At 68.8% G+C, this 17,062-nt stretch carries 16 protein-coding genes; 8 read left to right on the top strand and 8 right to left on the bottom strand.

What is annotated here, in order from left to right; genetic code table 11:
• Positions 1–15: 15 nt before the first annotated feature.
• The 4 genes from CAP38_RS14280 to CAP38_RS14265 are packed head-to-tail and all read right to left on the bottom strand — an operon-like array spanning position 16 to position 6,133.
• On the bottom strand, positions 16–1,026 hold the full coding sequence (locus CAP38_RS14280) for a Tim44 domain-containing protein (RefSeq protein ID WP_086122098.1): 1,011 nt from the start codon (positions 1,024–1,026) through the stop codon (positions 16–18).
• 35 nt (positions 1,027–1,061) lie between these two features.
• Positions 1,062–1,793: a bifunctional demethylmenaquinone methyltransferase/2-methoxy-6-polyprenyl-1,4-benzoquinol methylase UbiE gene (gene ubiE, locus CAP38_RS14275; RefSeq protein ID WP_086122097.1), complete on the bottom strand. Its 732-nt coding sequence runs from the start codon at positions 1,791–1,793 to the stop codon at positions 1,062–1,064.
• Between the two features lie 14 nt (positions 1,794–1,807).
• A complete protein-coding gene (locus CAP38_RS14270; protein WP_086122096.1) occupies positions 1,808–2,221 on the bottom strand; it encodes a gamma-butyrobetaine hydroxylase-like domain-containing protein in 414 nt (137 codons plus the stop codon).
• Positions 2,222–2,257: 36 nt separating this feature from the next.
• Positions 2,258–6,133 (bottom strand): DUF3683 domain-containing protein, encoded by a 3,876-nt coding sequence (locus CAP38_RS14265; RefSeq protein WP_086122095.1) that lies wholly within the window; start codon positions 6,131–6,133, stop codon positions 2,258–2,260.
• 92 nt (positions 6,134–6,225) lie between these two features.
• Between CAP38_RS14265 and ugpQ the strand changes: the two genes are divergently transcribed.
• Positions 6,226–7,014, top strand: coding sequence for a glycerophosphodiester phosphodiesterase (ugpQ, locus tag CAP38_RS14260; RefSeq protein ID WP_086122094.1), 789 nt, complete (start codon positions 6,226–6,228; stop codon positions 7,012–7,014).
• Here ugpQ and CAP38_RS14255 read toward each other — a convergent pair whose 3' ends face one another.
• The gene (locus CAP38_RS14255; RefSeq protein ID WP_086122093.1) at positions 7,015–7,275 is read right to left on the bottom strand and encodes a hypothetical protein; all 261 of its coding nucleotides are present in this window, start codon (positions 7,273–7,275) and stop codon (positions 7,015–7,017) included.
• Positions 7,276–7,322: 47 nt separating this feature from the next.
• Between CAP38_RS14255 and hemA the strand changes: the two genes are divergently transcribed.
• From hemA to CAP38_RS14230, 5 genes are all read left to right on the top strand, one after another.
• The gene (hemA, locus tag CAP38_RS14250; protein ID WP_086122092.1) at positions 7,323–8,612 is read left to right on the top strand and encodes a glutamyl-tRNA reductase; all 1,290 of its coding nucleotides are present in this window, start codon (positions 7,323–7,325) and stop codon (positions 8,610–8,612) included.
• Positions 8,613–8,677: 65 nt separating this feature from the next.
• The gene (prfA, locus tag CAP38_RS14245) at positions 8,678–9,763 is read left to right on the top strand and encodes a peptide chain release factor 1 (RefSeq protein ID WP_086122091.1); all 1,086 of its coding nucleotides are present in this window, start codon (positions 8,678–8,680) and stop codon (positions 9,761–9,763) included.
• The gene (gene prmC / locus CAP38_RS14240) at positions 9,760–10,593 is read left to right on the top strand and encodes a peptide chain release factor N(5)-glutamine methyltransferase (protein WP_086122090.1); all 834 of its coding nucleotides are present in this window, start codon (positions 9,760–9,762) and stop codon (positions 10,591–10,593) included. The genes prfA and prmC overlap by 4 nt, the downstream gene beginning before the upstream one ends.
• A gap of 48 nt (positions 10,594–10,641) precedes the next feature.
• Positions 10,642–10,965, top strand: a complete 324-nt coding sequence (gene grxD, locus CAP38_RS14235; RefSeq protein WP_086122089.1) for a Grx4 family monothiol glutaredoxin — start codon at positions 10,642–10,644, stop codon at positions 10,963–10,965.
• 172 nt (positions 10,966–11,137) lie between these two features.
• Positions 11,138–12,145, top strand: coding sequence for an AAA family ATPase (locus CAP38_RS14230; protein ID WP_086122166.1), 1,008 nt, complete (start codon positions 11,138–11,140; stop codon positions 12,143–12,145).
• Between the two features lie 13 nt (positions 12,146–12,158).
• Here the strand turns inward: CAP38_RS14230 and CAP38_RS14225 are convergent, their stop codons facing one another.
• Both CAP38_RS14225 and CAP38_RS14220 read right to left on the bottom strand, forming a co-directional pair.
• The gene (locus tag CAP38_RS14225; protein WP_086122088.1) at positions 12,159–12,788 is read right to left on the bottom strand and encodes a lytic transglycosylase domain-containing protein; all 630 of its coding nucleotides are present in this window, start codon (positions 12,786–12,788) and stop codon (positions 12,159–12,161) included.
• A complete protein-coding gene (locus CAP38_RS14220; RefSeq protein ID WP_086122087.1) occupies positions 12,785–14,530 on the bottom strand; it encodes a proline--tRNA ligase in 1,746 nt (581 codons plus the stop codon). Before CAP38_RS14220 ends, CAP38_RS14225 begins: the two co-directional genes overlap by 4 nt.
• Before the next feature lie 173 nt (positions 14,531–14,703).
• On the opposite strand from CAP38_RS14220, the gene CAP38_RS14215 reads away from it, so the two are divergent.
• Together CAP38_RS14215 and CAP38_RS14210 are read left to right on the top strand one after the other, a co-directional pair.
• On the top strand, positions 14,704–15,342 hold the full coding sequence (locus tag CAP38_RS14215; protein ID WP_086122086.1) for an RNA pyrophosphohydrolase: 639 nt from the start codon (positions 14,704–14,706) through the stop codon (positions 15,340–15,342).
• Entirely contained in the window at positions 15,339–15,890 is a 552-nt protein-coding gene (locus CAP38_RS14210) for a CNP1-like family protein (RefSeq protein ID WP_086122165.1), read from the top strand. Before CAP38_RS14215 ends, CAP38_RS14210 begins: the two co-directional genes overlap by 4 nt.
• Before the next feature lie 21 nt (positions 15,891–15,911).
• On the opposite strand, the gene proB is transcribed toward CAP38_RS14210, so the two are convergent.
• A complete protein-coding gene (gene proB, locus CAP38_RS14205) occupies positions 15,912–17,060 on the bottom strand; it encodes a glutamate 5-kinase (RefSeq protein WP_086122085.1) in 1,149 nt (382 codons plus the stop codon).
• Positions 17,061–17,062 lie beyond the last annotated feature (2 nt).

The raw sequence follows: 17,062 nt of genomic DNA, 5'->3' as shown, positions 1-17,062 counted from the left end.
GGAAAGCCTCAGGGCTTACTGCAGGGCCTGCACCCCGGCCACCAGCCAGCCCCCCGGACCCTGCTGGGGACGGGTGATGTTCCAGACCTCGCGGAACGGGTTGGGGCCGGACGAGGCCTCCTCGCGGATCAGGCCGGAGAACTCGACGCTGGCCATGTAGACGCCGTCGACCTCCTCGATGCCCAGCAGCTGGGCGTCCAGCATGACCACCTCGGTCTTGTTGGGCTGGCCGGCGCCCTGCTGTTCGCGCTCGGCCAGCTGGGCCTGGATCTGGACCAGCATGTCGTCGGTCATCATGGCGCGCAGGGCCGGAATGTCGGCGCGGTCCCAGGCGTCCTGCAGGTTGATGAAGTTTGCCTTGGAAGCCTTGAGGAAGCCTTCGGCGTCGAAACCGGCCGGAACGCCCCAGCTCTGGCGACCCGACAGGGCCGAGCCGATCATCGAGCCGCCCTGGTTGCTGCCCAGCGGCTCCAGGCCGATGGGGGCGCTGCGCTCCCACGGACGGGCCGATGCGTCGTTGCCGACGTTCTGCGGGCTGTAGGAGCGCGGGGCCATCGGCTCGGCCGCCGGGCTGCGGCCGGCACCCTGGTAAGCCAGACCACCGGCGGCCGGGGCAGAACCGGCGCGGCGGCGCATCACGGCACCGATGACGACCATGATCACCAGGGCCAGCAGGGCAAACAGCAGGAACTGCGCGAAGGCCTCACCGAAGCCCAGGGCCGAAGCCAGCCAGGCCAGACCCAGGCCGGCGGCCAGGCCACCGAGCATGGCGCCCCAGGGGCGCTTGGGAGCGGCAGCGGCCGGTGCAGCGGTGCCCGGACGGGCCGCCGTGGTCTGGCTGGGCGCCGTGGCCGGCGCGGCCTGGGTGGGGGCCTGCGCCGGCTGGGCCGGCGCCGTGCTGCGCTGGGTCACGTTGCCGGACTGCTTGCCGATGGACGAACCGCCCCCCAGCCGCTTGGCCCAGACCTCGGTGGACCCCACCGCCATGGTGATGGCCAGCAGGGTGGCCCAGATCTTCTGTTTCATGTTTGCCTCCGTGGGTGAATCTTTGCGTCGCCGCCTCAGCACTTGATGCCCACATGCAGCGCCACCACCCCGGCCGTGAGGTTGTGGACATCGACATGGCCGAAGCCGGCGTTTTTCATCATGTGCCTGAGCGTTTCCTGGTCGGGGTGCATGCGGATCGACTCGGCCAGGTAGCGGTAACTCTCCGCGTCATTGGCCACCATCTGACCCAGCCTGGGCAGGATGTTGAAGGAATACCAGTCGTAAGCCTTTTCCAGCGGCTTGGCGACCCGGGAAAACTCCAGCACCAGCAACTTGCCCCCCGGCTTGAGCGTGCGATGCATTTCGGCCAGCGCAAGTTCCTTGTGGGTCATGTTGCGCAAACCGAAAGCCACGGTGACGATGTCGAAACTGGCATCGGCGAACGGCAGCTTCTCGGCGTCGCAGACCAGGGTGGGCAGCACCAGACCGTGGTCGAGCAGGCGCGCGCGGCCCTCGCGCAGCATGGCTTCGTTGATGTCGGTGTGCACCACCCGACCGGTCGGGCCGACCTTGCGGGCCAGCGCCATGGACAGGTCCCCGGTGCCGCCGGCGATGTCCAGGGCCTGCTGGCCGGGCTGCGGGTTGGCCACGGTGATGGTGTAGCGCTTCCAGAGCCGGTGCAGGCCCGCCGACATCAGGTCGTTCATGAGGTCGTACCGCGGTGCGACCGAGTCGAACACGCCGCGCACGCGCCGGGCCTTCTCGCGCTCGTCGACGGTCTGGAATCCGAAATGGGTCTTGGCCATGGGCGCCTGGGGGTTCAGTGGCTGCCGCAGCCGTGGCCGGCCTTCTCGGGCATGGGGGCGTCCCGGTGGGTGCCGGCGGCCTGCAGCCGCGCCTCGTAGTCGGCCCACAGCTCGGCCTGGCGGTCACCCAGGAAATACAGGTAGTCCCAGGAGAAGATGCCGGAGTCGTGGCCGTCGGTGAAGGTGGGCTGGATGGCGTAATTGCCCACCGGGTCGAGTGCCAGGATGCCGACTTCGCGCTTGCCGGTCTGCAGCGTCTCCTGGCCGGGGCCATGCCCCTGCACCTCGGCCGACGGGGAATAGACCCGCATCAGCTCGAACGGGATGCGGAAGGTCTTGCCGTCCGAGAAGGCGATCTCCATCACCTTCGAGGCGTTGTGGACCGTGATGTCCTGCGGGGTCGGGGTGTCTTTGTTGAGTCCAGCCATGTTCGTGTTCCGGTGGGAGATGGGGGGGTTCGGCGGTCAGACCAGCACCCGTTCGATGCCGCCCTGGTTGGCCTGGGCCACATAGGTGGGCAGCCAGTGCTCGCCCAGGATCTGGCGGGCCATCTCCACGACGATGTAATCGGCCTCCAGCAGACCGCTCTTGAGATCGTCCTGGTAGCGGTTGAGACCCTGCAGGCAGCTCGGGCAGGAGGTGAGGATCTTGACGTTGTCGTTCATGCCGACCGTGCCGTTGGCGCGCAGTGCGGCCTCGCCCTTCTGCAGCTCCTCTTCCTTGCGGAAGCGGATCTGGGTGGAGATGTCCGGCCGGGTCACGCCCAGGGTGCCCGACTCGCCACAGCAGCGCTTGCTCTCGATGACGTTGTCGCCCACCAGGGCGCGCACCGTCTTCATCGGCTCCTGCTGCTTCATGGGGCTGTGGCAGGGGTCGTGGTAGAGGTAGCCGCCCTGGCCCTGGGGCAGGGTCACGCCTTTTTCGAGCAGGAACTCGTGGATGTCGACGATGCGGCAGCCCGGGAAGATCTTGTCGAATTCATAGCCCTGCAGCTGGTCGTAGCAGGTGCCGCAGCTCACCACCACCGTCTTGATGTCGAGGTAGTTCAGCGTGTTGGCCACGCGGTGGAACAGCACCCGGTTGTCGGTGATGATCTTTTCGGCCTTGTCGAACTGGCCCGAGCCGCGTTGCGGGTAGCCGCAGCACAGGTAGCCCGGCGGCAGCACGGTCTGCACGCCGGCATGCCAGAGCATGGCCTGGGTGGCCAGACCCACCTGGCTGAACAGCCGCTCCGAGCCGCAGCCCGGGAAATAGAACACCGCTTCGGTGTCGGCCGTGGTCTTCTGCGGGTCGCGGATGATGGGGACGTAGTTCTTGTCCTCGATGTCCAGCAGGGCCCGCGCCGTCTTCTTGGGCAGGCCGCCGGGCATCTTCTTGTTGATGAAGTGGATCACCTGCTCCTTGACCGGCGCGGCGCGCAGCGTGGCTGGCGGGGCGCTGGTCTGCTGGCGGGCCAGGCCCTGCAGCAGGTTGTTGGCCAGCCGCTGGGCCTTGAAGCCGACATCGACCATGGCCGAACGCATCACCTTGATGGTCTCGGGGTTGGTGGCGTTCAGGAAGAACATGGCCGCCGCGTTGCCCGGGCGGAAGCTCTTCTGACCCATCTTGCGCAGCAGGTTGCGCATGTTCATGGTGACGTCGCCGAAGTCGATCTTCACCGGGCACGGGGTGTAGCACTTGTGGCAGACCGTGCAGTGGTCGGCCACGTCCTCGAACTCCTCCCAGTGCTGGATGCTGATGCCCCGGCGGGTCTGCTCCTCGTACAGGAAGGCCTCGATGAGCAGCGAGGTGGCCAGGATCTTGTTGCGCGGGCTGTAGAGCAGGTTGGCGCGCGGCACATGGGTGGCACACACCGGCTTGCACTTGCCGCAGCGCAGGCAGTCCTTGACCGAATCGGCAATGGCGCCGATGTCGCTCTGCTGCATGATCAGCGACTCGTGTCCCATCAGGCCGAAGCTGGGGGTGTAGGCATGGGCCAGATCGGCGCTGCGCACGTCGGCGTCGCCGGTGGACTGGCGCAGCAGCTTGCCCTTGTTGAAGCGGCCCTCGGGGTCGACCTTGGCCTTGTAGTCGGCAAAGGGCTTGAGCTCGGCGTCGGTGAGGAACTCGAGCTTGGTGATGCCGATGCCGTGCTCGCCCGAGATCACGCCGTCCAGGCTGCGGGCCAGGGTCATGATGCGGGCCACCGCCTCATGGGCGGTCTGCAGCATGGCGTAGTCGTCGCTGTTGACCGGGATGTTGGTGTGCACGTTGCCGTCGCCGGCATGCATGTGCAGGGCCACCCACACCCGGCCCTTGAGCACGCGCTGGTGGATGGCCTGGCATTCGGTGAGGATGGCGCCGAAGGCCGAGCCGCTGAAGATCTGCTGCAGCGGAGCACGGATCTGGGTCTTCCAGCTGGCACGCAGGGTGTGGTCCTGCAGCTGGGGGAACAGGGCATCGACCCGGGCCAGCCAGCCCGACCACAGCTCGCGCACGTCGCGCACCAGGGCCAGCGCCTGCTGCACCCGGTCTTCCAGCAGTTCGGCGCTGGGGATGTCGCTGGCATCGTCGGTCTTGCCCAGCGGCAGGTTGCCACGGGTGAAGAAAGCCTCCAGCGCATCGGCCAGGGCGATCTTGTTGCGCAGCGAGAGCTCGATGTTGATGCGCTCGATGCCTTCGGTGTACTCGCCCATGCGCGGCAGCGGGATCACCACGTCCTCGTTGATCTTGAAGGCGTTGGTGTGCTTGCTGATGGCCGCGGTGCGCTTGCGGTCGAGCCAGAACTTCTTGCGGGCCTCGGCGCTGATGGCCACGAAACCTTCACCGCTGCGGGTGTTGGCGATGCGGATCACCTCGCTGGTGGCGCGCGCCACGGCGTCGGGGTCGTCGCCCACGATGTCGCCGATCAGCACCATCTTGGGCAGGCCGCCGTTGCCCTTCTTGCTCTTGGTGGCGTAGCCCACCGCCTTCAGGTAGCGGTCGTCCAGGTGCTCCAGACCCGCCAGCAGCACGCCCGAGCGCTTCTGCTCGGCGAACATGAAGTCCTTGATCTCGACGATGCTGGGCACGCCGTCCTTCGGGTTGCCGAAGAACTCAAGGCAGACGGTGCGGGTGTGCGCCGGCATGCGGTGCACCAGCCAGCGGGCGCTGGTGATCAGGCCGTCACAGCCCTCCTTCTGGATGCCCGGCAGGCCCGAGAGGAACTTGTCGGTCACGTCCTTGCCCAGGCCTTCCTTGCGGAAGGTGCGGCCCGGGATGCTCAGGGTCTCGGTGCGCACCGGGGTGCGGCCGTCGGCCTCGAAGTAACGCAGCTCGAAGGTGGCGACCTCGGCGTCGTGGATCTTGCCGCGGTTGTGGTCCAGACGGGTGACCTCCAGCCACTGGGCCTGGGGCGTCACCATGCGCCAGCTGATCAGGTTGTCCAGCGCCGTGCCCCACAGCACCGCCTTCTTGCCACCGGCATTCATGGCGATGTTGCCGCCGATGCACGACGCCTCGGCGCTGGTGGGATCGACCGCGAACACATGGCCGGCCCGTTCGGCGGCGTCGGCCACGCGCTGGGTGACCACACCGGCCTCGGTCCAGATGGTGGGCAGCTTCTCGTCGTGGCCCGGCACAGTGACCCATTCGACCTCGGTCATGGCCTCGAGCTTTTCGGTGTTGATCACCGCGCTCTTCCAGGTCAGCGGGATGGCGCCGCCGGTGTAGCCGGTACCGCCCCCGCGCGGGACGATGGTCAGGCCGAGCTCCACACAGCCCTTGACCAGACCGGCCATCTCGGCCTCGGTGTCCGGCGTGAGCACCACGAAGGGGTATTCCACCCGCCAGTCGGTGGCATCGGTGACGTGCGACACCCGGGACAGGCCGTCGAACTTGATGTTGTCCTTGGCCGTGAGCTTGCGCAGCGCCCGGGTGGCCCGCTGGCGGAGGTCGGCCATCTCGTCGAACGACCGCGCAAACCGCTCGACCGCGCCGCGGGCGGCCTGCAGCAGCTCGGCCACCATGGCGTCGCGCACGGCGTCGTCGGCCGAGCGGCGCTTCTGCACCTCGGTCAGGCGGTGGTTCAGGGCGTCGACCAGCTGGGTGCGGCGCTTGGCACTCGAGAGCAGGTCGTCCTGCAGGTACGGGTTGCGCTGAACCACCCAGATGTCGCCGAGCACCTCGTACAGCATGCGGGCCGACCGGCCGGTGCGGCGTTCGCCCCGCAGTCCGTCCAGCAAGGACCAGGCACGTTCACCCAGCAACCGGATCACGATCTCCCGATCGGACAGGGAGGTGTAGTTGTACGGAATCTCGCGCAGGCGCGGCGCATCGTCGGAGGCGTGGGCGAGAAGCGGGAGCGGGGTCGGTGCGTTCATGGGGGCGGCCGGCGGAGGGCTGCTGAAAGTAACACGCGATGGTACCTGAGGCCCCATGGCCGCACGGGCCAAAGGGCCGGCAGAATCCGCCCATGCCGACCCCTTCCGCACCCTGGCCCTACCCGCGCTGGATCGCCCACCGGGGCGCTGGCCGTCTGGCCCCTGAAAACACCCTGGCCGCCTTCCGCCTGGGTGCGGCACACGGCTACCGGATGCTCGAATGCGACGTGCGGCTGAGCGCCGATGGCGTGCCCTTCCTGCTGCACGACGACACGCTGGAGCGGACCACCAGCGGACGCGGCCCGGCGGGGGAGCAGCCCTGGAGCTGGCTGGCGGATCTGGATGCCGGCGCGTGGCACTCCCCGGCGTTCCGGGGAGAACGGCTGCCGACCCTCGCCGATGTGGCCGCTTTCAGCCTGGCACAGCCGGAAGGCCACTGGGTCAACCTGGAAATCAAGCCCAGCCCCGGCACGGACGATCTCACCGGGCGCGTGGTGGGCCGGGAGGCCCGACGGCTGTGGTCGGACCACCCGACCCTGCGCCCTTTGCTCACATCGTTCCGCCCAGAGGCCCTGGCTGGCGCTCTGGCTGCGGCGCCGGACCTGCCCCGGGGTCTGCTGATCAGCCAGCTGCCCGACGGCGCCGACGACCGCCGGTGGCTCGAACCGGCGATGGCGCTGGGCTGCTGCGCCGTGGTGCTGCAACACAGGCTCTGGACCGCTGAGCGTGTGGCGCGGGCCCGGGAGGCCGGGCTTCGCTGCCTGACCTACACCGTCAATGAGGCCGAGGAAGCCCGGCGACTGATCGGCATGGGCCTGGACGGGCTGATCACCGACCGGGTCGATGCCTTCGATCCGGTCCGCGGCGACATCCGGACCTGATCAGCGCCCGCGCAACCACCAGCCGGCCGTGCCCTGCACCAGCACCAGGGCCGCGTAGGTGAGCATCTTGCCATCCCGGCCGAACACCAGCAGCCCGGCCAGCAGCACCAGCGTCCCGACCAGAACCAGAACCAAAGCCTGGGCGGCGGGTCCCAGCCGGGCCGTACGGCGGGTGCGCAGCGCCAGCCACAGCACCCCGCCCACGGCCAGGGCCGGGAACAGGAATCCGATTGCATGTTCCGCTAACAGCCAAAGTGTCATATAAAGTTGACAGTCCCCACGACGGGGGCGAAATTTATAATCGAGCCATGTCAGTCTGGACCCTGGGAATCAACCACAACACCGCCCCGCTCGACCTGCGCGGACGGTTTGCGTTCGCCCTGGACCAGATCCAGCCCACCCTCCAGACCCTGCGCAGCAGCCTGCCCCGGCAACCCGAGGCCACGCTGCTGTCCACCTGCAACCGCACCGAACTGTACGGCGCCGGCGACCACGCGATTGTGGAGCCCACGCTGGAATGGCTGGCGCAGACCGGCGGCGTGAGCCCTCAGGTGCTCCGGGAGCATGCCTACGTCCTGCGCGACGATCAGGCGGCGCGCCACGCCTTCCGGGTCGCCAGCGGCCTGGACAGCATGGTGCTGGGCGAGGCGCAGATCCTGGGCCAGATGAAGAACGCGGTGCGCGCCGCCGACGAGGCAGGCGCCCTGGGCTCCACGCTGCACCAGCTCTTCCAGCGCTCCTTCGCGGTGGCCAAGCAGGTGCGGACCTCCACCGAGATCGGCGCCCACTCGATCAGCATGACCGCCGCGGCCGTGCGGCTGGCCTCGCAGCTGTTCGAAGACCTCAAGGAAACCCGCGTGCTGTTCGTGGGCGCGGGCGAGATGATCGAACTCGCGGCCACCCACTTTGCCGCCCGCACGCCCCGCTCGATGGCCATCGCCAACCGCACGCTGGAGCGCGGCGAAGCCCTGGCCAGCCGCTTCGGCGCCCAGGTGATGCGCCTGGCCGAGATCCCCGAGCGCCTGCACGAGTTCGACGCCGTCATCAGCTGCACCGCCAGCACCCTGCCCATCATCGGCCTGGGTGCCGTCGAGCGGGCGCTGAAAAAGCGCCGCCACCGCCCGATGTTCATGGTCGATCTGGCGGTGCCGCGCGACATCGAGGCCGAGGTCAAGGACCTGGGCGATGTCTACCTCTACACGGTGGACGATCTGGCCGCCGTGGTGCAGACCGGGCGCGACCAGCGACAGGCCGCCGTGGCCCAGGCCGAAGCCATCATCGACGCGGGCGTGCTCAGCTTCATGCACTGGATGGAACAGCGCGACCCCGCCCACGGCGTGGTGCCGCTGATCCAGCAGATCAATGCCCAGGCCGATGCGTGGCGGCAGGCCGAAATGGCCCGTGCCCGCCGGATGCTGGCCAAAGGCGAGCCGGTGGAAGCGGTGATGGAGGCGCTGGCCAAAGGCCTGACCCAGAAGATGCTCCACGGCACCCTGGCCGAGCTGCACGCCGGCGATGCCGCTTCGCGTGCGGCCACCGCCCAGACCGTCTCCCGCCTGTTCCTGCGCGAAGGCACGCCGCCGCGCGACGCCGCCTAGCCCGCCCGCCGGGCCCACACCGCCTGCCGCCACCGCTGCCGACCGGCGGATCGGCTCCCCTCCCCATGAAGCCCTTCGTCCGTGACACCCTGCTGCGCCAGCGCGCGCGCCTGCACGAGCTCGACGCCCTGCTCGCCGCACCCGACGTGGTGGACGACATGGCGCGCTTCAGACAGCTCAGCCGCGAGCACGCCGATCTGGGCGAGCTGGTCGCGGTGTTCGACCGTCACCAGCAGCGCGAGGCCGACCGGGCCGCGGCCGAAGAACTGCTGGCCGATCCCGACATGGCCGGCATGGCGAGGGAAGAAATGACCGCCTGCGATGCCGACCTGCAGGCTCTCGACGGCCAGTTGCAGCAACTCCTGCTGCCGCGCGACCCGGACGACGAACGTCCGGCCTTCGTCGAGATCCGGGCCGGCACCGGTGGCGACGAATCCGCCCTGTTCGCCGGCGACCTGGCCCGCATGTACACCCGCTATGCCGACAGCCAGGGCTGGCGCACCGAGCTGGTGAGCGAATCGCCGGGCGAGGTGGGCGGCTACAAGGAAGTGGTGCTGCGCATCGAGGGCAACGGTGTCTATGGCCGGCTGCGCTTCGAGTCGGGCGGCCATCGGGTGCAGCGGGTGCCCGCCACCGAAACCCAGGGCCGCATCCACACCAGCGCCGCCACCGTGGCCGTGATGCCCGAGCCCGACGAGGCCCAGGCCATCCAGCTCAACCCGGCCGAGCTGCGCATCGACACCTTCCGCGCCAGCGGCGCCGGCGGCCAGCACATCAACAAGACCGACTCTGCGGTGCGCGTGACCCACCTGCCCACCGGCATCACCGCTGAATGCCAGGACGGCCGTTCTCAGCACAGCAACAAGGCCAAGGCGCTGCAGGTGCTCACCGCCCGGCTGCGCGAGAAGGACCGCAGCGAGCGCGCCGCCCGCGAGGCCGCCACCCGCAAGGGCCTGATCGGCAGCGGCGACCGCAGCGACCGCATCCGCACCTACAACTTTCCCCAGGGCCGGCTCACCGACCACCGCATCAACCTCACCGTGTACAAGCTGCTGGCGGTGATGGAGGGCGACCTGGGCGAGGTCATCCATGCCCTGCAGGTGGCGCGCGGCGCCGAGCTGCTGGCCGAGCTGGAGGCTGCCCCGCGATGACCCTCGACACCGCCCTGCGATCGCTGCTGGCCGGGGGCCTGGAGCGGCTGGACGCCCAGATGCTGCTGCTCATGGTGGCCGGCCGCGATCCGCACGACCGCGCCTGGCTGGCCGCCCATGGCGACGAGCCCCTGTCGGCCGACGCTGCAGCCCGCCTGGACGCCCTGGTGGCGCGGCGCCAGGCCGGCGAGCCCATGGCCTACCTGCGGGGCGAGCAGGAGTTCTTCGGCCTGTCGCTGAGGGTCGACGCCCGGGTGCTGGTGCCGCGGCCCGATACCGAAACCCTGGTCGAGTGGGCGCTGTCGCTGTCCGCCGAGCTGCCGCCCGCCGCGCGCGTGGCCGACCTGGGCACCGGCAGTGGTGCCATCGCCCTGGCCTTGCGCAGCCGTCGGCCGGACTGGCGTATCACCGCCACCGATGCCAGCACCGCTGCCCTGACCGTGGCACGGGCCAATGCCGAGCGCCTCGGTCTGCCGCTGCGCTTCGCCCACGGCGCCTGGCTGGCAGCGCTGCCGGGCGAGCGGTTCGAATTGCTGGTGAGCAACCCACCCTACATTGCCGAGGCCGACCCGCACCTGCCGGCACTCGCCCATGAACCCGGCTCGGCCCTGACCGCCGGCATCGACGGCCTGGACGACATCCGCACCCTGGTGGCGCAGGCCCCCGGCGCGCTGGTGCCCGGCGGCTGGCTGCTGCTCGAGCACGGCCACGACCAGGCCCCGGCGGTCCGCGCCCTGCTGGACGAAGCCGGCTTCGAGCGGGTGGCCAGCCGCAACGACATCGCGGGCATTGCGCGGTGCAGCGGAGGCCGCTGGCCTGCGGGACGATAATCACGGCTGTTCCGGGCCGCAGCGGCCCATTCCGCGAGGACCCCCACCATGAGCGACACCCAGACCCGCATCGACCAACTGGTCAAATCCAACCCCATCGTGCTCTTCATGAAGGGCAACGCCAGCTTCCCCATGTGCGGCTTCTCCGGCCGGGCCATCCAGATCCTCAAGGCCAGCGGCGTGGACCCCAAGACGGTGACCACGGTCAACGTGCTGGAAGACGACGAGATCCGTCAGGGCATCAAGGAATACAGCAACTGGCCCACCATCCCGCAGCTCTACGTCAAGGGCGAGTTCATCGGTGGCTCCGACATCATGATGGAGATGTACCAGTCGGGCGAACTCCAGCAGGTGCTCGGCCCCCAGGGCTGATCCGCAACGGCACACGGCCAGGCCACCTTCGGGTGGCTTTTTTGTACGCGCGGCGCCTGCTGCACCAGCGTGGCGCAGGTCAAGCGGTGTTTTCTCCGGTTTTTCCGGCGTTGAGTGCAGGCATGCCTTGTGCTTGAATGAAACGCAGGACATCGACCACAAGGAGATCCCCATGAGCAGCTCGCGCAGCCTGGTGACTTCGACCCCCCGGGGTCTTCCGATCGCACGCATGCGCCGCGTGTTCGAGTCGGCGCAGGTCGAGCGGCGCCTGTCCAAGCTGCTGGCCAGCGGCAACGAGCGCGAGTACGAGGCGCTCAAGAACACCTGGCAGCGCATGCTGGAACGCGGCCCGGAGCGCTTTGCGGTCAAGCCCGCCGGCGTGCCGGACATGGCCCCGCTCTACGACCAGCTGCCCAACTTCGGGGAGGTGCTCGACGACGTGAAGCGCCATGTCGCCCTGGCGCAGGACAGCCAGGACACGCTGGAGGTCACGCCCATGCTGCTGCTCGGGCCACCCGGTGTGGGCAAGACCCACTTCGCCCGCCAGATCGCCGAACTGCTGGGCACCGGCATGACCCTGGTGCCCATGAGCAGCATGACGGCGGGCTGGCTGCTGTCGGGCTCGTCGTCGCAATGGAAGGGCGCCAAGCCGGGCAAGGTGTTCGAGGCGCTGGTGGACGGCGAGTACGCCAACCCGGTGATCGTGGTCGACGAGATCGACAAGGCCAGCGCCGACGCGCAGTACGACCCGCTGGGCGCGCTCTACAGCCTGCTGGAACACGACACCGCGCAGCACTTCATCGACGAGTTCGCCGAGGTGCCGATCGACGCCAGCCAGGTGATCTGGGTGACCACGGCCAACGACGAGCGCAGCATCCCGGAGCCCATCCTCAACCGCATGAACGTGTACGAGATCGCGCCGCCCTCGCACGAGGCCGCCCGGCGCATCGCCGAACACCTGTACCGCGGCATCCTGAGCGAACACGACTGGGGCCTGCGCTTCGACCCCGAACCCGCCAGCGATGTGCTCGATGCCCTGGCCGCGCTGGCCCCGCGCGAGATGCGCCGGGCGCTGGTCACGGCGTTCGGCAATGCCCGGCTGGACGGCCGCTACCGCATCGAGGCCGACGACCTGCCGCGCCCGGGCAACGGCAAGGGCCGCATGGGCTTCCTGCAATAGGACCGACCGGGCTTCAGGCGTCGGGGTGCGCCCACTGGCGGCGGGCCGCATAGACCGCGTTCGGGTACTGCGGCTTGCCCCGACTGCCGTTGTAGCGGCCCAGCGCCATGAAGGTGTCACCGCGCTCCCGGTCGAGGTAGTGGCGCAGGATCACGCAGCCGAAGCGCAGGTTGGTCTGCATGTTGAACAGCGCAGGCACGTTGCCGTCACCGATGAGCCGCGCCCAGAACGGCATGATCTGCATGTAGCCCCGGGCGCCCACACTGGAGATGGCGAACTTGCGGAAGCCGCTCTCCACCTGGATCAGGCCCATGACCAGGGTGGTGTCCAGGCCGGCGCGCTTGGTCTCGTACCACACCGTCTGCAGGAACTCGATGCGGGTCTGGAAATCGGGCTTGCGTCGCTTGAGACGGTCGCTGGTGGCACCCAGCCAGCGCAGGTAGGCAAGTCGCCTTTCGGTGTCGGTGAACTCCGGGATCGGCGGAGCCGTGTTGGCAATCGCGGCACTGAGTGCGCCGCGCACCGAATCGGCCAGAGGCTCCTCGATCTGACCGCCGGCCCGCGCCGGTGCCGACCACCCTGGCAATCCGCAGGCGGCCAGCGCCAGCAGGCCGTCCCGCCGCGTCCAGCCCTCCGGCTTCATGCGCTGATCTTGCTCCTGAGCAGGGCGGCGATCTCGGTCACCGGCACCTGCGTGGCGGCGGTGTCGCGGCGGTGCTGGTACTCCACCTGCCCGGCCTTGATGCCCCGGTCGCCGATGGTCACGCGGTGCGGGACGCCGATGAGTTCCCAGTCGGCAAACATGGCACCGGGACGCTCGCCCCGATCGTCGAGGATCACGTCCACGCCAGCCGCCAGCAGTTCGGCGTACAGCGACTCGGCGGCGGCCTTCACCTCGGGGCTGCGGTCCATGCCGATGGGACACACCACCACGGTGAAGGGTGCAATCGCATCGGGCCAGATGATGCCGCGCTCGTCGTGGTTCTGCTCGATGGCGGCGGCCGGCAGGCGGGTGATGCCGATGCCGTAGCAGCCCATCTCGAAGGGCGCCGGCTTGCCGTCCTCACCGAGGAAGGTGGCATTCATGGCGCGGCTGTATTTGGTGCCGAGGTAGAACACATGGCCCACCTCGATGCCGCGCTCGATGGCCAGCATGCCCTTGCCGTCGGGCGACGGGTCACCCTCGACCACGTTGCGGATGTCGGCCACCCGGGTGGGCTCCGGCAGATCACGCCCCCAGTTCACACCGGTGAGGTGGACATCCACCTCGTTGCCGCCGCAGATCCAGTCGGCCAGCACCGCCACCTCGCGGTCCACCACCAGTTGCACCGGCTGCTTCAGGCCGATGGGGCCCAGGAAGCCCGGGCGGCAGCCGAAGTGGGCTTCGATCTCGGGGATGGTGGCAAAGCGGAAACCCTTGTCCAGGCCCGGCACCTTGCCGACCTTGACCTCGTTCATGTCGTGGTCGCCGCGCAGCAGCAGCAGCCACACCTGGGAGGACACCACCTCGCCCTGCTCGTCCAGGGTGTCGGTGGCCAGCACCAGCGACTTCACCGTGGTGGCCAGCGGCACGCCCAGCAGCTCGGCCACGTCGGCGCAGGTGCTCTTGCCAGGGGTGGGGGTGCGGGTCAGCGGATTGGCCGGCGCGGGACGCGGACCCGCCGGAGGCAGGGCCTCGGCCTTTTCGATGTTGGCGGCGTAGTCGCTCTGCGGGCAGTACACGATGGCGTCCTCGCCGGTGGCCGCGATCACCTGGAATTCCTCGCTCAGATCACCGCCGATGGCGCCGCTGTCGGCCGCCACCGCCCGGTATTTCAGACCGAAGCGGTCGAAGATGCGGCGGTAGGCAGCGGCCATCACCTGGTAGCTGGCCTTGGCGCCGGCTTCGTCGCGGTCGAAGCTGTAGGCGTCCTTCATGATGAACTCGCGCCCGCGCATCAGCCCGAAACGCGGGCGACGCTCATCGCGGAACTTGGTCTGGATCTGGTACAGGTTCTTGGGCAGCTGCTTGTAGCTCCGCAGCTCCTGCCGGGCGATGTCGGTGATGACTTCTTCGCTGGTGGGCTGGATGACGAAGTCGCGGTCGTGACGGTCCTTGATGCGCAGCAGCTCCGGGCCCATCTTGTCGAAGCGGCCGGTCTCCTGCCACAGCTCGGCCGGCTGCACCACCGGCATGGTGAGCTCCACCGCCCCGGCCCGGTTCATCTCCTCACGCACGATGCGCTCGACCTTCTGGATGACGCGCAGGCCCATCGGCATGTAGTTGTAGATGCCGGCACCGAGCTTCTTGATCATGCCGGCGCGGGTCATCAGGCGATGGCTGGCCACCTCGGCGTCGGCCGGTGCTTCTTTGAGGGTGGAGATCAGGAACAGGGAGGCTTTCATGGCGGCGCGGTGCCCTGAGGGGCACGTAACGTTGCAGATCGGCGGGAATGAGGAGGGGAGGCGGCCGCACCGGGCGCCACCAGCCGCCGTTCATGCACCTACGGGGGGCAGTACCCTACGCGCGCATGCATCACCGATGCATAATGGCCGCAGTTCAAAATTCGGGGTTGATTATGCTTGACAGAGAAGGCTTCAGGCCCAATGTCGGCATCATTCTGCTCAACCAGAAGAACCAGGTGTTCTGGGGCAAGCGCATCCGCTCCCACTCCTGGCAGTTCCCCCAAGGGGGCATCGATCGGGGCGAAACCCCCGAGCAGGCGATGTACCGGGAACTGCACGAGGAGGTCGGGCTCAAGCCCGAACACGTGGCCATCGTTGCCCGCACACGGGACTGGTTGCGCTATGAAGTGCCAGACCGCTTCATCCGCAGGGATGCACGCGGTCACTACAAAGGCCAGAAACAGATCTGGTACCTGCTGCGCCTGGTGGCACAGGACTGGAACCTGAACCTGCGCGCCACCGATCATCCCGAGTTCGATGCCTGGCGCTGGAACGACTACTGGGTTCCGCTGGATGTGGTGGTGGAGTTCAAGCGGGGGGTGTACGAGATGGCCCTCACCGAACTCGCCCGCTACCTGCCTCGCAATGACCAGCGCAACCGGTTCCTGCGCGGCAACCGCCGCGTCCAGGAAGACCACGGAGCCCCGAGCACGGTGTTGCAGCCGCCGGCCGGGCTGGAACTGCCCCCGGGCGCCAGCTTCGACCCCGACCCTCAAACGTCCGGCCAGTGCGTGCCGGGACCGACCCCATGACCCTCCCCCTTCACCGTTTCGTGCGCCCGCTGCTGGCAGGCGTGGCGTCGGCCGTGCTGGCCGGTGCCGCCGGCGCAGCCAGCACCATGCCGACGTCCCGCAACGACGAGGAAGAAAAGCCCTGGGAAGAGGCGCAGTGGACGCCCCCGGCCAGCTTCAGCCTCGACAAGGTCCGGACCTTCCGCCTCGAGCAGACCACGACCATGGAGTTCGGCATCGAGCCGACCACGCTGCAGGTGGGCAGCGACGGCGTGATCCGCTACGTGTTCGTGGCGCGCAGCGCCAGCGGTGCGCTCAATGTGTTGTACGAGGGCGTGCGCTGCCAGACGGCCGAGACCCGCATCTATGCGCGCTGGGACCCGGCATCGGGCTGGCGCCAGTCTGGCACCGGCAGCAGCGAACAGAGCTGGCAGCCCCTGAGCTTCCGGGGGGCCACCCGGCGGCAGATGTTCATGGCACGTGCCGGTCTGTGCGACGGCCCCACGCCCAACAATCCGCCGGCCCGCATGCTCAACGAGCTCGAGCGCGGCAAGCCTGACCTGCGCTGACCGGCCAGACCGGGGTGGAGGTCAGCCCCGGGACAGCACCAGGTTGTCGCGGTGGATCATCTCCGGCTCGGCAGCGTAGCCGAGCAGGCGCTCGAAATCGGCCGATGCCTTGCGGCACAGCAGGCGTGCCTCGGTACTTGCATAGTTGGCCAGACCCCGGGCCACCTCGGTGCCTCGCAGGTCACGCACCGCGATGACGTCGCCCCGGGAGAAATCACCCTCCACACCGGTCATGCCGATGGGCAGCAGGCTCTTGCCCTCGCCCACGATCTTGTCGACGGCGCCGTCGTCCACCACCACCGCCCCCCGCAGTTGCAGGTGATCGGACATCCAGCGCTTGCGTGCCTGGTGCTTGGCGGTCTGGGCGACCAGGCAGGTACCGATGGACTCGCCGGCGGCCAGACGCAGCAGGACATCCGGCTCACGCCCCCAGGCGATCACGGTGGATGCCCCGGAACCCGCAGCCCGCTTGGCCGCCAGGATCTTGGTGATCATGCCGCCCTTGCCGATGCCGCTGCCGGCACCACCGGCCATCGTCTCCAGGGCCGGATCACCCGCCCGCGCCAGATGCACGAACTCGGCGGCCGGATCCTTGCGCGGGTCGGCGGTGTACAGCCCCTTCTGGTCGGTCAGGATGACCAGCGCATCGGCCTCCACCAGATTGGCCACCAGGGCACCCAGGGTGTCGTTGTCGCCGAACTTGATCTCGTCGTTGACCACCGTGTCGTTCTCGTTGATCACCGGCACCACCTGCAGCTGCAGCAGGGTGAGCAGCGTGGAGCGGGCATTGAGGTACCGCTCGCGGTCGGCCAGGTCGGCATGGGTGAGCAGCACCTGCGCGCTGCCCACGCCACAAGCCCGCAGCTGGGTCTCGTACATCTGCACCAGGCCCATCTGGCCCACCGCCGCCGCCGCCTGCAGTTCGTTGATCTCCTTCGGGCGACTGGTCCAGCCCAGGCGCTTCATGCCTTCGGCCACGGCGCCGCTGCTGACCATGATCAGCTCCCGCCCCTCCTGCACCAGCGCCGCCAGCTGACGGCTCCACTGCCGGATGGCCTCTTCGTCCAGCCCCCGCCCTTCATTGGTCACCAGGCTGGAGCCGACCTTCACCACGATGCGGCGTGCATGGCGCAGCACCGCTGCATTCTGTTCAAGGACGGGTTCGTTCATGA

Origin of the sequence: Hydrogenophaga sp. IBVHS2 (genome assembly GCF_002127215.1) — a bacterium.
In the GTDB taxonomy this organism is placed as follows: Bacteria; Pseudomonadota; Gammaproteobacteria; order Burkholderiales; family Burkholderiaceae_C; genus Hydrogenophaga.
The sequence above is the reverse complement of the archived record's forward strand: the minus strand, read 5'-3'. Positions and strand labels throughout refer to the sequence as shown.

Coding starts and splice junctions, on each gene's coding strand:
- CAP38_RS14280 (WP_086122098.1), bottom strand. CDS start 1,026: ATGAAACAGAAGATCTGGGCCACCCTGCTGGCCATCACCATGGCGGTG.
- ubiE (WP_086122097.1), bottom strand. CDS start 1,793: ATGGCCAAGACCCATTTCGGATTCCAGACCGTCGACGAGCGCGAGAAG.
- CAP38_RS14270 (WP_086122096.1), bottom strand. CDS start 2,221: ATGGCTGGACTCAACAAAGACACCCCGACCCCGCAGGACATCACGGTC.
- CAP38_RS14265 (WP_086122095.1), bottom strand. CDS start 6,133: ATGAACGCACCGACCCCGCTCCCGCTTCTCGCCCACGCCTCCGACGAT.
- ugpQ (WP_086122094.1), top strand. CDS start 6,226: ATGCCGACCCCTTCCGCACCCTGGCCCTACCCGCGCTGGATCGCCCAC.
- CAP38_RS14255 (WP_086122093.1), bottom strand. CDS start 7,275: ATGACACTTTGGCTGTTAGCGGAACATGCAATCGGATTCCTGTTCCCG.
- hemA (WP_086122092.1), top strand. CDS start 7,323: ATGTCAGTCTGGACCCTGGGAATCAACCACAACACCGCCCCGCTCGAC.
- prfA (WP_086122091.1), top strand. CDS start 8,678: ATGAAGCCCTTCGTCCGTGACACCCTGCTGCGCCAGCGCGCGCGCCTG.
- prmC (WP_086122090.1), top strand. CDS start 9,760: ATGACCCTCGACACCGCCCTGCGATCGCTGCTGGCCGGGGGCCTGGAG.
- grxD (WP_086122089.1), top strand. CDS start 10,642: ATGAGCGACACCCAGACCCGCATCGACCAACTGGTCAAATCCAACCCC.
- CAP38_RS14230 (WP_086122166.1), top strand. CDS start 11,138: ATGAGCAGCTCGCGCAGCCTGGTGACTTCGACCCCCCGGGGTCTTCCG.
- CAP38_RS14225 (WP_086122088.1), bottom strand. CDS start 12,788: ATGAAGCCGGAGGGCTGGACGCGGCGGGACGGCCTGCTGGCGCTGGCC.
- CAP38_RS14220 (WP_086122087.1), bottom strand. CDS start 14,530: ATGAAAGCCTCCCTGTTCCTGATCTCCACCCTCAAAGAAGCACCGGCC.
- CAP38_RS14215 (WP_086122086.1), top strand. CDS start 14,704: ATGCTTGACAGAGAAGGCTTCAGGCCCAATGTCGGCATCATTCTGCTC.
- CAP38_RS14210 (WP_086122165.1), top strand. CDS start 15,339: ATGACCCTCCCCCTTCACCGTTTCGTGCGCCCGCTGCTGGCAGGCGTG.
- proB (WP_086122085.1), bottom strand. CDS start 17,060: ATGAACGAACCCGTCCTTGAACAGAATGCAGCGGTGCTGCGCCATGCA.